Source organism: Rhodococcus sp. 24CO (assembly GCF_050586165.1).
GTDB lineage: Bacteria > Actinomycetota > Actinomycetes > Mycobacteriales > Mycobacteriaceae > Rhodococcus_F.
On sequence record NZ_JAZFNF010000004.1, the window covers coordinates 71,584 to 86,242 of the forward strand.

The window sequence follows — 14,659 nt, forward strand, 5'->3', positions numbered from 1 at the left end:
GGTAAATGCAGCAGAGATCGTACGTGGCCGGACATCGAAGCGTAAAATTCACATTCCGGATGCTCGACGGTAAGGAGCGCACAACTTATGAGTCCTGAGTCGAACGGTGTCGACGGTCGGGTTCCCGACTCGTCCGTCAAAGGCACCAGAATCTCCGTGACCGAGGACTACGCGCACGAGATCGACGAGATTGCGAACCTGACGGACAAACTCGGTGGGCTCGAGCCCGCCGAGTATGCGGATGCCTGGAAACAGGGGTACCCGTACGAGAAGAAGATGTCGCGGCGGGAGTACGAGCGTAAGAAGCGCCGACTCCAGATCGAATTGCTCAAGCTGCAGTTGTGGGCAAAGGAGACCGGTCAGAAGATTCTGATCATCTTCGAAGGGCGAGATGCGGCGGGCAAGGGTGGTTCCATCAAGCGGTTCACGGAACATCTCAATCCGCGTGGTGCGCGCGTCGTCGCCTTGGAGAAGCCGACGGATATCGAGCGCACGCAGTGGTATTTCCAGCGGTACGTCGCGCATCTTCCGAGTGGCGGGGAAATCGTGATGATGGACAGGTCGTGGTACAACCGCGCCGGCGTCGAACGTGTGATGGGGTACTGCACGCCGACGCAGTATCTCGAATTCATGCGGGAGGCACCGGACTTCGAGCGGATGCTCGTCAACTCCGGGATTCACCTGCACAAGCTGTGGTTCTCGGTGAGCCGTGAGGAGCAGTTGGCGCGGTTCGCCGCCCGTCGAACCGACCCGGTGCGTCAGTGGAAGCTCTCACCCACCGACCTTGCCTCCCTGGACAAGTGGGACGACTACACCCAGGCCAAGGAAGCGATGTTCTTCTATACGGACACCGGCGACGCTCCGTGGACGGTGATCAAGAGCAACGACAAGAAGCGCGCTCGGCTCGAGGCGATGCGTCACGTGCTCGCCTCCTTCGAATACCCCAACAAGGATCACCGGGTTGTGGGAATCCCGGATCCCCTGATCGTGGGACCGGCGTCAGCCGTCTTCGAAGAGGGCGAGCATGTCAACGTGGAGTTGCCGACCCTGGCATAGGTCTGCCTGTTCAGATCGAACTGGCCTCCGCCCACAGATTGATGCCGCTCTCGCGCGCATGTCGATCGATGGAGGCCAGTTCGTCGGTGCTGAACTCGAGATTGTCGAGTGCTCCGACGTTGGCTTCGAGCTGCACCACACTGGACGCTCCGATCAGTACCGAGGTGACGCGCGAATCGCGGAGCGCCCAGCTGAGCGCGAGTTGTGCCAATGACTGGCCACGGCCACGAGCGATGGCGTCGAGGGCCCGGATGTGGGTCAGGGCATCGTCGGTGAGCCATGACGGGTCGAGTGATTTACCTTGTGCCGCACGTGAATTCTCGGGGACGCCGTCGAGGTAGCGGTCGGTGAGCATGCCTTGGGCCAAGGGGGAGAACGCAATCACACCGATGCCGAGCTCGTCGACAGTGGCGAGCAGATCCTGTTCGATCCAGCGATTGAGCATCGAGTAACTCGGCTGGTGGATCAACAGCGGAACACCGGCGGCTTCGAGCACTGCGGCGATCGCGCTGGTGCGCTCGGGGGAGTACGAACTGATCCCCGCATACAACGCCTTGCCCTGCTGGACGGCGCTGATGAGAGCTCCGGCAGTCTCCTCGATCGGGGTCTCCGCATCGGGGCGGTGGCTGTAGAAAATATCGACGTAGTCGACGCCGAGGCGGCTCAGCGACTGGTCGAGCGAAGACAGCAGATACTTGCGTGAACCTCCGAAACCGTAAGGGCCCGGCCACATGTCCCACCCGGCCTTCGATGAGATAACCAACTCGTCGCGATGGGATGCAAAGTCCTCCCGCAAGATCCGTCCGAAGTTGGTTTCGGCGCTGCCGTACGGCGGGCCGTAGTTGTTTGCCAGATCGAAGTGGGTGATGCCGAGGTCGAATGCGCGTCGTAGCACGGCTCGTTGGCGGTCGATGGGGACGTCGTCGCCGAAGTTGTGCCACAGACCCAGTGAAATGGCGGGAAGCTTCAACCCGCTCTTGCCTGTCCGTCGGTAGGGCATGGTGTTGTAACGATCGGGCTGCGCGACATACGGTTCGGACATTGTTCCTGCCTTCGATTCAGTGGTGCGTTGACAGATCCTTGAGTTCGATCACCAGCCGCGCACCGCCCAGCGGGCTGTCGTGGAACGAGGTGCTGCCGCCGTGTAGGGAGGCTTGCTGCGCTACCAGTGCAAGCCCCAGCCCGGATCCGGTCTGACTCGCCGTGGACCCGCGGGCGAATCGCCCGAACACTGCCTCGCGCTCGTCGACCGGGATGCCTGACCCGTTGTCGTCCACGGTGATGGTGAACTCGGCGGGTGAGCCCGCCCGGTAACCCAGAGTGATGTGCACTTCGCTGGCCCGGCCGTGCCGCACGGCATTGGTGATGGCATTGTCGAGAATCAGACGAATTCCACCTGGCAGTGCGTGAATGCGATACGGCACAGTTGAATCCGTGGCGTCGACGCTCACGCGCAGGTACGGATACAGGCGCATCGCCTCCTCGGCGGCGATATCGCACACTTCGATCAGATCGGTGTCCTTGAAGTCCTCGGACGTGGACAACTCGCCCTTCGCGAGTCGCTCGAGGTCCCGCAAGGTCGATTCAACACGTCCCTGAGCGCGGGCGAGATCAACCAGGATCTCTTGTCTCTGAGACTGGTTCAGATCAAGGGTGGACAGCACTTCGATATCTGTGCGCATTGCTGTGAGCGGAGTGCGCAGCTCGTGTGCCGCGGCGGAGGCAAAATCGCGGGCAGTTGCCAATGCCGACGTCGTGGCAGCTTGCGCGTTGGCGACGTCCTTGAGCATCGACTCTGCCGCTGCCGCAAGCTCGTCCGCCTCCCGGATGCCGGAAACCTGCGTCGCGAGGTCCGGGTCGCGTCGGGCGATCCGACGGGTCAATTCCACCAGGGGACGCACAGCGGGGCCGCCGAACAACCACCCAAGGGCAGCGGCAGCGGCCACGGCGCCCAGTCCGAAGAAGGCAACCTGGCGTTGCTGCTCGACCGTGATGTCGCGAGCTTCGGCATACGGAACTGCCAGTGAGACAAGAGCGTTGATGCCTTCGGCTTCCGAGGTGTATGCGCGGTATTTGGTTCCGTCGACTTCGACGGTTTCCGAACCAGGCGGCAGTTCCGGTAGCCGGGTGGGAGTGCTCGACATGACCGTGCCATCGGTGGCGGCGCGGATTGTCACCGAGAACGCGCCGCCGTCCCCGAACGCGCCGAGGAACGGGCCGGCCGTCGCAGCGTTGGCTACGAGTACCGTCGACGCGGTTTCGAGGCGACGGTCCAACTGCGCGAGGTTGTTTCGTGCGATGGCCAACGCCACGACTGCTCCGAGTGCGAGGACGATGAACGTGGCCCCCAACGCGGCAGCGGCAGCTACTCGGATTCGGAGTGAATATTGCCGAGGCTTCACGGATTTTCCCGCAGGACAAAACCGACACCGCGCACGGTGTGCAGCAGTCGCGGCGAGCCGCCCGACTCGAACTTGCGGCGAAGATAACCGATGAACACGTCCACGACGTTGGTGTCCGCGACGAAGTCGTACCCCCACACAAGTTCGAGGAGGCGTTCGCGGGTCAGAACGATGCCGGAATTGTGTGCGAGCACTTCGAGCAACTCGAATTCGCGTTTGGTGAGTGGTACTTCCTTGCCGTCGACGCGAACGCGTCGTCCGGACAGGTCGATGTCGAGATTGCCGACGCGCAAGGTGTTGGCGCCTTCGCCGCGATCACTGGCCGGGGCATTGCTCCGCCTCAGCATTGCCCGGATCCGAGCGATCAGTTCGGCGAGGACAAAGGGTTTGACCATGTAGTCGTCGGCTCCGGATTCGAGTCCGGCAATCCTGTCGTCGACTGAATTTCGGGCACTCAGCACACAGATGGGGATTTCGTTGCCTGCAGCGCGTAGCGCGGTGACGACTCCGGTGCCGTCGAGTACCGGCATGTTGATGTCGAGAACCACCGCGTCTGGATGCTTGTTCGCGATCACACGGAGGGCGTCGGCGCCGTCGACCGCCGTCAGGACGGTGAATCCCGTAAGCCTCAATCCGCGTTCGAGGGAAGAGCGGACGTCGGCGTCGTCGTCGACCACGAGGATGAGCGGAGTGTCGGTCACCGTCCTATTGTGCCCGCGGGAATGTCAGATTTGGGGATCAGACCGGTAAATCGGTGCCGTCCGGACGCAGACCGGCCATGAACACCGCGACCAACCTCGGGACCAGGTTCGGCATTGCCTCGTCGGACAATTCGATTTGTGGGCGGGTCAGTTTGGCCAGAGCCATGACAAATTCGAGTGGCTGCAGATCGGTGCGGACCAGTCCGGCGCTCTGAGCGGCGCCGATTGCCGTGGTCATCTTGGCTTTCGTCACCTCGCGCACTGCCAGAACTTCGGGGGCCAACTCGGTGAAACTATGTTCCACCAGGGCAGGAATGAGCGCACCCAGGCGCAGTTCCACGAGCCGATCCACCAACGTGTGCCACGCGTTTGTCGGATCGGTTGGCATCGCTGTGAGGGCGATGTCCGCAGCCTCTCGGACGTCGGTCAGCGTTGCGACGGCGACCGCGGTCACCAGGTCCTCGCGCGTCGGAAAATTGCGATAGAGCGTGGCTATCCCCACTTTCGCTAGTTCTGCGACCGCGTCGAGGGGGGCGTCGTGCCCACGCTCGGTGAACACCGCTCGGGCGGCGTCGACTATTGCGTTCCTGCGTTCGCGTGCATCGGCTCGCACATTCACCTCCGTATTGACAGTTCATCATAACCGGAGGAATATCTTCCACAAAGAGTGGAGGAAAAACTTCCACTTAGGGAAGGTAGTTATGAACGTCGAAGCTGAAGCACGAGACCGTAAGAAGCTGGTAGTTGTGGTGTTGGGCTTGTCTGCTGTGATCGGGCTGATGCTGCTCGCTTTCGTGCTGCCCTCGGTGAACAGTGGCCCGCACGAACTGAAGTTGGGCATCACCGGTCCAACCACGCAGATCAGCGCCTCACTCGAGGCGAGCAAGCCGGGTGCCTTCGACACCCAGGACTTCGCCGATGTCGACGCCCTTCGCGACGCGATTCGCAATCGCGACGTGGTCGGCGGAATCGCCGTCGATGCGACCGGTCCTCACGTGCTGATCGCGACCGCCGGCGGTACGCCGATCGCTCAAACCCTGACCGGGGTGGCCAACGGCCTCTCGGAGGCTTCGGGGGCACAGGTGCCCGTCGAAGACGTTGTGCCGCTGACGGCGGACGACCCGACCGGTGCTGGGCTCACGGCATTGGCCCTGCCGCTGGTGTTCGGCGGAATCATGCCTGCTGTTGTTCTCGTGCAACTGTTTCCGCGCAGTATCGTCAAGCGAGTGCTGGGCGCCATCGGCGTCGCGGTTGTCGCGGGTTTTGCGCTGACTGCCATTCTGCAGTTCGGCACCAACAGCCTCGACGGAAACTACCTGCTCACCGCCCTAACGCTCACCGTGGGTATTTCGGCTATTTCGCTCCCCATTCTGGGACTCGAATCCCTGCTCGGGATGAAGGGATTCGCGTTGGGCGCCGTCACGATGATGTTCGTCGGAAACCCACTCTCGGGGATGGCGACAACTGCCGCGTGGTTGCCCGCAGGCTGGGGTGCATTGGGGCAGCTGCTCCCACCTGGCGCCGCAGGAGCATCCGTCCGTTCGATGGCGTTCTTCGACGGCCATGGCGCCGCCACGCCACTTCTGGTGCTGGTGTGCTGGATTGCCGTCGGGATCGCGCTGTGCGTCGCCGCCGGCCGGAAGAAGGCGTCGACCCCCGTGGTCGAACCCGAGGCTGCGCTGGTCTAGCCGGCGGGGCTTGCGTACGGGGTCAGGTCGGGAATCGGCCAGGCCCCGTCAACGCGTTCCACGACCAGTTCGACGACCACGGTGTCCTCGTCCATCGGTAGAGGTCGGAGGATTCGGGGCTTTCCCGCCTCCCATTCGACGTCGATGCCTGCGGAGGTCAAAGCGTCCTCGTCGATGACAGCGACGATCAACGGCAGGGTCAGGTCGCCGAACACCAGATCGAGCACCGAAGCGAGCGCGTCCGGGGTGGTTGCGCGGATGAATCCCGCCTCGTCGTAACTGATTCCGCGAGTGGACACCTCGTACTCACCGAAGCGCTTGCACGCTTCCCAATCGTCTGCGATTGCGACGTGGACGAGTCGTTGTCCGGTCATGGGGTGCTCCTGTAAAGTTCGAGGTAATGAAACGTCAACGTAGCATTAATTGAGTGGCACCGTAATGGGGGACTTGATGGAGCAACCTCGCAGACGAGGGAGAACCAGCGACGCGGAGCGAGCTGATCGACGCAACGAGATTCTCGACGTCGCGGTCGACTCGTTTCGGGAAGTCGGCTTTGCGCGAACGACCATCGACGCCATTGCCACGGCGGCCGGCGTCGCCAAGCGCACCGTGTACAGCTACTTCGGCGACAAGTCTGCGGTGTTTGCTGCTGCCGTCGCACGTCAGCACTCGTACGTCGAGAATGCAGGCAGTGGTCAGTCCGACCTTCTCGCCGCAGCAGTGGGCATCGTCGTCGCCTTGCACAGCGACAACTCGATTGCACTGCACCGCATGATGATCGGTGAGGCATTGCAGTTCCCTGACCTGGCGGCAGCGTTCTACGAATCCGGCCCGGCCAAGTCGATCGCCTTCCTGGAAAAGATATTGCTCGATCAGCACGGTGAGGAGGCTGCGCTGTGCGCGGATCAGCTGTACACCTTGCTGCTCGGTGAGGAACACCGTCGGCGATTGCTCGGGCTAGCCTCCGAACCGGCGCCCGAGAAAGCTAGGCAACTTGCGGCTCGGGCGATGGGGTGCGTTCTGGGATCTGATCGGTAGGCTCGACGGGGTGAGCAACTCTGTGGTCTGGTTTCGACGCGATCTGCGGGTAGGAGACCTTCCTACCCTGAGCGCGGCGTCGGATGCCGGCGGTGAGGTGTTGGGGCTGTTCGTTCTCGACGAGAAACTGCTCGGACCGGCAGGCTCACCCCGCCAGGATCAACTGTTCGTCAACTTGACGGCGCTCGATCAACAACTCGACGGACGATTGATGGTTGTTCGAGGTGATCCGGCGGACGTGGTGCCCCGTGTAGCGGAATCCGTTGGCGCCGAAGAAGTTCACATCAGTGCCGACTACGGACCGTACGGCCGGCGGCGCGACGCTGCAGTGGCGGAGCAGGTGGAGTTGATCGCCACCGGTTCTCCGTACGCCGTAGCGCCCGGACGCGTCACCAAGGCCGACGGTGATCCGTACAAGGTGTTCACGCCGTACTTCCGTCAGTGGATGGAACACGGTTGGCGGGGCCCCGCGTCGACCGATGCGCAGACCGTTCGTTGGTTCGATCCGAGCGGCAAGGACGGTGGCCCGCGCCGGGTGAAGATTCCCGTGCCATCCGGCTCCGTCAGTGATTTCGTCGGTGAGGCCGGTGCGCTCGAGCAGTGGAAAGAATACTGCGAGAACGATCTTGACCGGTACGACGACGAACGCAATCGGCCGGATCTCGACACCACCAGCCGGATGTCGATTCCGCTCAAGTACGGCACGATCCATCCGCGAACCATGTTGGCAGATCTTTCCAAGCGACTCGGCGACGGCGCTCAGGCTTATCGTCGCCAGCTGGCCTGGCGAGACTTCTACGCAGACATCCTGTTTCAACGCCCCGACAGTGCACGGAAGAACTACGACAACAAGTTCGACCGCTTACGTCACGACGGTGGAGCCGATGCAGACGCCGTCTTCACCGCCTGGTGTGAGGGCAAGACCGGTTTCCCGATCGTCGATGCGGGCATGCGGCAACTCGCGGCCGAGAACTGGATGCACAATCGGGTGCGAATGATCGTCGCGTCCTTCCTGGTGAAGGACCTGCACATTCCGTGGTGGCGTGGCGCGCGATTCTTCATGTCGCATCTGGTGGACGGCGACTTGGCGTCCAACCAGCACGGGTGGCAGTGGACCGCGGGGTCGGGCACGGATGCCTCGCCCTTCTTCCGCGTCTTCAACCCCATCACGCAGGGAGAGAAGTTCGATCCCGACGGCACATACGTCCGTCGGTGGGTTCCCGAACTCCGCGATGTTCCCGGGAAGGCCGTCCACTCGTTGAAGGCGATGCGCCCGGTCGACTACCCGGACCCGATCGTCGATCACGCGCATGAGCGTGAGGAAGCCTTGCGCCGATACGGCGAAATCAAGGGCTGACGTTAACCGAATCTTGTGGGGATGCGCTGAAGTTAGACAGCGCCGAAGTTAGACAGCGCCGAAGTTAGACAGCGCCGCGGTTGGACAGCACGGTATGAAGGTGGAACGGTGCGTCCAACGATCGGGGGGCACTTACTCCGACACGGAGACAGCCCTGACCTTTCGCTGGCCGGTGACCAGCAGCCCGATCAGCGCTGCGGCTGCGAGAACCATGACAAGTGCCCCGTAACCGCGCGTCGTATCCACCAAGCCCACCTTGCCGACCAGGTAGCCGGCCAGCAATGCCGGAAGGCTGTTGGCCAGGTATGCGATGACGTACACGGTGGACAACAGACCTGCGCGTTCGTGGTTCTCGGCGAGCGGCATGACAGTGAGGATGGTTCCCTGGAACCCCGCTCCGAAGCCGATGCCCGCAACGGCTGTACCGGCCAAAATCAATACCGCAGAAGATGTTTCAGCGCCGATGAGTGTGACGGCCACGCCGAGCACCAGTGCGGTGGTTCCGATCAGCATCACGGTCCGGCCGCCGAGTGTGCGGAAGGTGAGCACTGCGGCCGCTCCGAATCCCGTCAGCGTTGCCACCATGATGGCGCCGATGAGAGAGCTGTGAACGTCGAGTGCGTTGCGCGCCAACGCCGGTCCGAGTGAGAGGTAGAACCCGCCCAACGCCCAGACCGCGATCAGGCACGGTGCGGTCAACGCGATCATCGTGCGTGCTTGGCGGGGAACGGCAAGAGTGGGGCGTAGTGACTGCCAGGCTCCAGGCCGTCCACCCGAGGTTTCCGGCGCGGCCCACACTCCGAGGATTTCGAGAACGACCAGTACGAGGAGAATCAGGTAGACCGTGCTGGTGGGCCGAGGGAGGTGCTCGCTGATGAGACTCGAACCCACCGCGCCGACGGCAAGGCCCACCGTCGGGGCGACGCTGTTGATGATCGATCCGCGGCCCGGAGTGCGTTCGAGGTCGATCAACGCAGAACCCAAAGCGCTGATTGCAGCGCCGGTAGCAACACCCTGTACGACGCGGGCGATCAGTAGGATCGCCAAGCCGTCGGCCGAGGCGAACAACACGAGCGAGACTGCCTCGAGAGCGAGCGCTCCGAGCAGGACCGGACGTCGGCCGATGTGATCCGACAAGGACCCGGCGGTCAGGAGTGTGGCGAGTAGTGCGAGGGCGTAGATGCCGAAGACGAGCGTCGACGCGAGCGAGGAGAATCCCCACATCTGTTGGTAGTGCTCGTACAGCGGCGTCGGGGTCGCGGATGCGCCCAGGAACGTGGCGATGATGACGGCAATGAGTGTGAAAGCTGCTCCTCGACCGAGGCGCAGGCGTGAGGTGCTCTCGGTCGGTGGTGAAACGGTCGTTGTCATTGTCGTAGCGCTCCCGTGCGGGTGGTGAAAACATAAACGCAAATGCTTTGCGTTTGGGACGCTACGCTGGGCGATGTCTTAATGCAACATCTTTGCGTTAGGATTGGATTCATGAGTCCGTCCGCAGGTCCGCGCCCCGGTGGCCGCAGCGCGCGCATCCAACAGGCTGTGCACGCGTCGGCGCGCAAGTTGTTGGAACAGCGCGATCGAACCGAGATCACGGTGCCGATGATCGCGACCGACGCGGGTGTGACCCCGTCGACCATCTATCGACGGTGGGGCGACATCAACGAAGTCTTTGCGGACGTTTCGATCGAGAGACTGCGCCCCGATGCCGATCCGCGTGAAACGGGTTCGCTTCGAGGGGACCTGACAGTCTGGGCGCAGGAGTATCTCGAGGAGATGTCCGCGCCCGTCGGTCGTGCATCGCTGCGAGATGTGCTCATGAGCGACGATCAGACGCACGCACCAGATGGCACGAAGAAGTTCAAGTGCGCCTTCTTCTGCCGTACGCAGATCGACGTGATCCTTGCGCGTTGGCCGGAAGCTAGTGCAGTGGATGGCGATTCGGTGGTGGATCATGTGGTGGCGCCGATCATCTACCGAATTCTGTTCGACCTCGAACCGGTCTCGCCGCAACGAGTTGCGGAATTGGTAGACCAGGCACTTGTCCTCGAGGCGCGGGTCGCTACGGAGTGACGCGCGTGAGTGATTTTCGAAGAATCTGCTAACTCCAACCGAGAAGCAAGCGGCGTGCAGATTCCAGTGTTGCTGTCGCCTGGGCCGTATCAACCCGCGCCAGTACGAGCGCGCTTACGGTGCAGGACAGAAGAATTCGGGTTCTGTCCTCGAGGGTGTCGGCCGTAGCGCTCGGGAATGAGGCGTGTAACCCACTGCCGATCGCGTCGGAGAGTTCTTGCCGGTAGCTGCGAATCACAGCCGCGACTGCATCGTCGTGCGCGCCGATTCCCGCTGCTGCGTTGAGTAGCAGGCACCCGCGTCTGGGTGAATCAGAGGTCATGGTTGTGATGGCGCCGCGCAGGGAGGTGAGGTAGCGCTCAACCGCGTCGGGCGTCGGATTGTCGGTCAGGCCGCGCAGGCGCGGGCGGATGACGTGTTCGAGGTACATCTGCACCGCCGCGTCGAATATGCCGCGCTTGTTGCCGAACGAGTTGTAGAGGCTCGACCGACTCAAGCCGGTTGCCGTTTCGAGGTCCGTGAGCGACGTTCCCTCGTACCCGCGAGCCCAGAACACATCCATCGCTGCGGCAATCGCGCTGGTGGTGTCGAACTCCTGTGACCGGGCCATCAAAAGCCACCCCTTTCTGTATCGTTCGGTCCAGTATATATTGGACCGAACGATACAGAATTCACCGAAACTCAGGAGTTCACCGATGAACGTCGCCGGCTACATCTTCGCGGCACTGGCCGCAGTTGTGCACGTCTACATTTTTGTCCTCGAATCGATCCTCTGGACGGCGCCGAAGACCCGCGCCACATTCGGTGTGAAGTCGGAGGAAGAAGCACTGACAACAAAGCCGCTGGCGTTCAACCAGGGCTTCTACAACCTATTCCTGGCAATCGTCTCGGTGATCGGCATCGTCATCGCTGCAACAGGTTCGGCGTCGGTGGGAATCGCGCTTGTTCTAGCGGGAACCGGGTCGATGGTTGCGGCCGGTCTTGTCCTGATCCTGTCCTCGCCTGACAAAGCGCGCGCCGCAGTCGTTCAGATGCTGTTCCCGGCTATCGCGGTGATCCTGTTGGTGATCCACCTGCTGTAAGAGTGGGACGGTCGGGATGGGTAAAAGATCCGATCCGGTTCGATAATAGGTGGTGAGAGGCTTGCCGCGTTTGTCCGAATCTGAAAAAATACCGCCGATTGGCGCGCACTTTTCCGAGAATGCTTCTATCCTGGTCTTGGGTTTGTTGCGCATCCCACACAAGAGTTTCCTACTTCAGACGAGGAGCGCCTATGAGGTTGCCGACTACTTGTTCTGTTGCTACGAAGGCTTGATCAAGCCGAGAATTGCCCCTGCCGGATGGTGCTCGAGACCCATCCGGCAGGGGCAATTTTGTGTGATCTAGCCGCCTATCCGCCGGCGAACTTTTCCGACGTGCCCAGGTCGATGGGCAATGCGATTCCGGTGATTCCCCGTCCGGCAGGCCCCACCAGATAGAACACCGCATCCGCGATCACCTCGGGATCAACCCACGGATGCGGCAGGAGATTCAGTTTCGACATGATGGGTGCGGTGTCCTCGAGAACCGGGTTTTCCAGATCCGGCCGGAATGCTCGAACCATGGGTTCGTTGTCGATCATCGTGGTGCGCACGTTGCCCGGGTGCACGGAATTGACCCGGATATCGGCCCAGCCGAGCTCGTTGGCCAACGACTTCGCCAATCCGCGGACAGCATGTTTGGACGCCGAGTAGTGGGCGATGCCCGGCACGCCGCGCAGCCCCGCCATCGAACTGATCAGCACAATTGATCCGCCCCGGTTGCCGCTCATGATGTGGGGGATTGCGACCTTGGTGGCCAACCAGACACCGGTGACGTTGATGTCCATCAATTCACGGAATTCTTCCGGGCTCAGATCCCACGACAACTTCGCCGACGCGGCAATACCGGCATTGGCGATGACGATGTCGAGTCGGCCGAACTTCTCGACACCGGCATCAACCGCTGCTTTGAGTGCGTCATGATCACGGGTATCGGCGACGGAAGCGAGGATGCGTCGGCCCTGCGCTTCCACCAGTTTGACGGTTTGAGCCAGATCCGCTTCAGTCGCCATGTCGTATCCGGCTGTTGCGACCGGTGAACACAGATCCACCGCGATGATGTCTGCGCCCTCGGACGCGAGGCGCACGGCGTGTGCGCGGCCCTGGCCGCGGGCCGCCCCGGTGATGAATGCGACCTGTCCGTCCAAAGTGCCCATGTTGATTCCCCTGCCCGAGTGACTACCTGAAACCTAGAACATGTTCATCTTGCGGGTTCTGGCGGTGCAGGGCAGGGGAAACGGGAAATTTGTTATCCGCGAAGAAGTTTCGTCAGATCTTCGAGGACGGTCATGTCTTCGATGGTGGACGGCACCGTGTATTCTTCGTTGTCGGCGATCTGGCGCATGGTCTTGCGCAGAATCTTGCCGGAACGCGTCTTCGGCAGGGCACCCACCACCGTCACGTCGCGGAACGTGGCGACGGCACCGATCTGATCACGGACCCGCGCGACCAGTTCCTTGCGCAGCGTCTCGGGATCGATGTCGACGCCGGACTTGAGCACGACGTATCCGCTGGGGCGCTGTCCCTTGAGTTCGTCGTGGATGCCGATAACGGCGCATTCCGCGACTGCTGGATGGCCTGCGACCACAGCTTCCATGCTGCCGGTCGAGAGGCGATGGCCCGCAACGTTGATCACGTCGTCACTGCGGCCCAGAACAAATACGTAGTTGTCCTCGTCGACGTAGCCGGAATCGCCGGTGAGGTAGTAACCGTCGAAGGTGGAGAGGTAGGACTTGACGTAGCGGTCGTCGTCGCGCCACAGTCCGGCAAGGGTGCCGGGAGGCAGGGGCAGACCGATCACGATATTGCCCTCGGTGCCCGCCTCGACGAGTTCACCCTTGCCGTCGACGATTTCGACGCGATAGCCGGGGCACGCGACGGTGGGAGAACCGGCCTTGATCGCCATGGGTTCGAGGCCACGAAGGTTCGCGCAGATCGCCCACCCGGTTTCGGTCTGCCACCAATGATCGATCACTGGACGGTCGAGAACGCGCGTCGCCCATTCGTACGTGTCGGGGTCGAGACGCTCACCGGCGGCAAACAGGGTATCGAGCGACGAGATGTCGTACTTGGCAATCTCTTTCGCGTCGGGATCGGCTTTGCGGACAGCGCGGATTGCTGTCGGCGCGGTGAAAAGCGCCGAGACCTTGTACTCGGAAATGATGCGCCAGAACGCGCCGGCATCCGGTGTTCCGACGGGCTTGCCCTCGTACATAACGGTCGTGGCTCCCGCGAGCAGCGGGCCGTAGACGATGTACGAGTGGCCGACCACCCAGCCGACATCGGACGCCGTCCACCACACCTGGCCAGGGGAGATGTTGTAGAGATTCTTCATCGTCCAGGTCAAGGCAACAGCGTGTCCGCCGTTGTCGCGCACAACACCCTTGGGCTTACCCGTGGTGCCCGAGGTGTAGAGGATGTAGAGCGGATCAGTGGCGGCGACAGAGACCGGAGCAGCCGGCGTCGCGTCGGAGATCAGCTCGTCCCAGTCGAACCACGCTGCGCCACTGGACTTGTAATCGGCCGCCGAACCCGGAATCTGTTCACGATTCTTCACGATGACGGTGTGCGCCGGAGTTGTGGAAAGCTGCAGTGCCTTCTCGACCATCGGCAGATATTCGATGGTGCGGCCCGGCTCGAGGCCGCCCGACGCGGTCACCAGGACAACCGGGCCGGCGTCGTCGATACGAGTTGCGAGTTCCTTCGCGGCAAAACCGCCGAACACCACCGAATGCACCGCACCGATGCGCGCACAGGCCAGCATCGCAATTGCGGCTTCGGGGATCATCGGCATGTAGATGATGACGCGATCGCCCGCCACAACACCTTGGTCGCGAAGCACACCCGCAAACAGCGACACCTGCTCGAGCAGTTCCGAGTAGGTGTATGTGGCCTTGGTGGGGACCATCGCGGAGTCGAAGATCAGTGCGGTCTGATCACCGCGGCCGTCACGGACGTGCCGATCGAGAGCATTGAAGCTGGTATTCAGCGAAGCTCCCGGAAACCAGCGGTAGACGGGTGCCGCGGAACTGTCGAGAGCTGAAGTGGGGGCCACATCCCAGTCGACTGCCTGCGCAGCGTCGAGCCAGAACTTTTCCGGCTGGTCCATGCTCTCGCGGTACGCGTCGGCATAGGTGGTGTGGGACGCCTGCTGGCTCGCACTCATCGATGCGGTCCTTTCCTCATCTTCGGACATCTGTGACGGGAAACACCTTAGATCAGGTAGGGGCAGATTGGGGCTGCGGATGTCCGGAGAGGTCCCCTTGCG

The 14,659-nt window shown here is 62.2% G+C and carries 15 protein-coding genes; 6 read left to right on the forward strand and 9 right to left on the reverse strand.

Going from position 1 to position 14,659, the window contains the following annotated elements:
- Positions 1-87 precede the first annotated feature (87 nt).
- Entirely contained in the window at positions 88-1,056 is a 969-nt protein-coding gene (gene ppk2, locus V2B23_RS10415) for a polyphosphate kinase 2 (protein ID WP_430950281.1), read from the forward strand.
- A 10-nt stretch (positions 1,057-1,066) separates the two neighbouring features.
- Here ppk2 and mgrA read toward each other — a convergent pair whose 3' ends face one another.
- From mgrA to V2B23_RS10435, 4 genes are read right to left on the reverse strand one after another with little or no spacing between them, the layout of a single operon-like run.
- On the reverse strand, positions 1,067-2,098 hold the full coding sequence (gene mgrA, locus V2B23_RS10420) for an L-glyceraldehyde 3-phosphate reductase (protein ID WP_430950282.1): 1,032 nt from the start codon (positions 2,096-2,098) through the stop codon (positions 1,067-1,069).
- A gap of 16 nt (positions 2,099-2,114) precedes the next feature.
- Positions 2,115-3,458 (reverse strand): sensor histidine kinase, encoded by a 1,344-nt coding sequence (locus tag V2B23_RS10425; RefSeq protein WP_430950283.1) that lies wholly within the window; start codon positions 3,456-3,458, stop codon positions 2,115-2,117.
- Positions 3,455-4,159, reverse strand: a complete 705-nt coding sequence (locus tag V2B23_RS10430; RefSeq protein WP_430950284.1) for a response regulator transcription factor — start codon at positions 4,157-4,159, stop codon at positions 3,455-3,457. The genes V2B23_RS10425 and V2B23_RS10430 overlap by 4 nt, the downstream gene beginning before the upstream one ends.
- A 37-nt stretch (positions 4,160-4,196) precedes the next feature.
- Positions 4,197-4,772 (reverse strand): TetR/AcrR family transcriptional regulator, encoded by a 576-nt coding sequence (locus tag V2B23_RS10435; RefSeq protein ID WP_430950285.1) that lies wholly within the window; start codon positions 4,770-4,772, stop codon positions 4,197-4,199.
- Positions 4,773-4,860: 88 nt separating this feature from the next.
- On the opposite strand from V2B23_RS10435, the gene V2B23_RS10440 reads away from it, so the two are divergent.
- Positions 4,861-5,847 carry an ABC transporter permease gene (locus tag V2B23_RS10440; RefSeq protein WP_430950286.1) on the forward strand — a complete coding sequence of 329 codons (987 nt, stop codon included), beginning with the start codon at positions 4,861-4,863 and terminating at the stop codon, positions 5,845-5,847.
- Here the strand turns inward: V2B23_RS10440 and V2B23_RS10445 are convergent.
- Positions 5,844-6,221, reverse strand: a complete 378-nt coding sequence (locus V2B23_RS10445) for a DUF952 domain-containing protein (RefSeq protein WP_430950287.1) — start codon at positions 6,219-6,221, stop codon at positions 5,844-5,846. The genes V2B23_RS10440 and V2B23_RS10445 overlap by 4 nt on opposite strands.
- Before the next feature lie 49 nt (positions 6,222-6,270).
- On the opposite strand from V2B23_RS10445, the gene V2B23_RS10450 reads away from it, so the two are divergent.
- Entirely contained in the window at positions 6,271-6,885 is a 615-nt protein-coding gene (locus tag V2B23_RS10450) for a TetR/AcrR family transcriptional regulator (RefSeq protein ID WP_430950288.1), read from the forward strand.
- Positions 6,886-6,895: 10 nt separating this feature from the next.
- A complete protein-coding gene (locus tag V2B23_RS10455) occupies positions 6,896-8,242 on the forward strand; it encodes a cryptochrome/photolyase family protein (protein ID WP_430950289.1) in 1,347 nt (448 codons plus the stop codon).
- A gap of 132 nt (positions 8,243-8,374) precedes the next feature.
- On the opposite strand, the gene V2B23_RS10460 is transcribed toward V2B23_RS10455, so the two are convergent.
- Positions 8,375-9,613, reverse strand: coding sequence for an MFS transporter (locus V2B23_RS10460; protein ID WP_430950290.1), 1,239 nt, complete (start codon positions 9,611-9,613; stop codon positions 8,375-8,377).
- A gap of 111 nt (positions 9,614-9,724) precedes the next feature.
- Between V2B23_RS10460 and V2B23_RS10465 the strand changes: the two genes are divergently transcribed.
- On the forward strand, positions 9,725-10,312 hold the full coding sequence (locus V2B23_RS10465) for a TetR/AcrR family transcriptional regulator (RefSeq protein ID WP_430950291.1): 588 nt from the start codon (positions 9,725-9,727) through the stop codon (positions 10,310-10,312).
- Between the two features lie 28 nt (positions 10,313-10,340).
- Here V2B23_RS10465 and V2B23_RS10470 read toward each other — a convergent pair whose 3' ends face one another.
- On the reverse strand, positions 10,341-10,922 hold the full coding sequence (locus V2B23_RS10470; RefSeq protein ID WP_430950292.1) for a TetR/AcrR family transcriptional regulator: 582 nt from the start codon (positions 10,920-10,922) through the stop codon (positions 10,341-10,343).
- A gap of 85 nt (positions 10,923-11,007) precedes the next feature.
- On the opposite strand from V2B23_RS10470, the gene V2B23_RS10475 reads away from it, so the two are divergent.
- Entirely contained in the window at positions 11,008-11,394 is a 387-nt protein-coding gene (locus V2B23_RS10475) for a DUF1304 domain-containing protein (protein ID WP_430950293.1), read from the forward strand.
- A gap of 308 nt (positions 11,395-11,702) precedes the next feature.
- Here V2B23_RS10475 and V2B23_RS10480 read toward each other — a convergent pair whose 3' ends face one another.
- Both V2B23_RS10480 and V2B23_RS10485 read right to left on the reverse strand, forming a co-directional pair.
- Positions 11,703-12,548, reverse strand: coding sequence for a mycofactocin-coupled SDR family oxidoreductase (locus tag V2B23_RS10480; protein WP_430950294.1), 846 nt, complete (start codon positions 12,546-12,548; stop codon positions 11,703-11,705).
- A gap of 92 nt (positions 12,549-12,640) precedes the next feature.
- A complete protein-coding gene (locus V2B23_RS10485) occupies positions 12,641-14,557 on the reverse strand; it encodes a propionyl-CoA synthetase (RefSeq protein WP_430950295.1) in 1,917 nt (638 codons plus the stop codon).
- Positions 14,558-14,659: the final 102 nt, after the last annotated feature.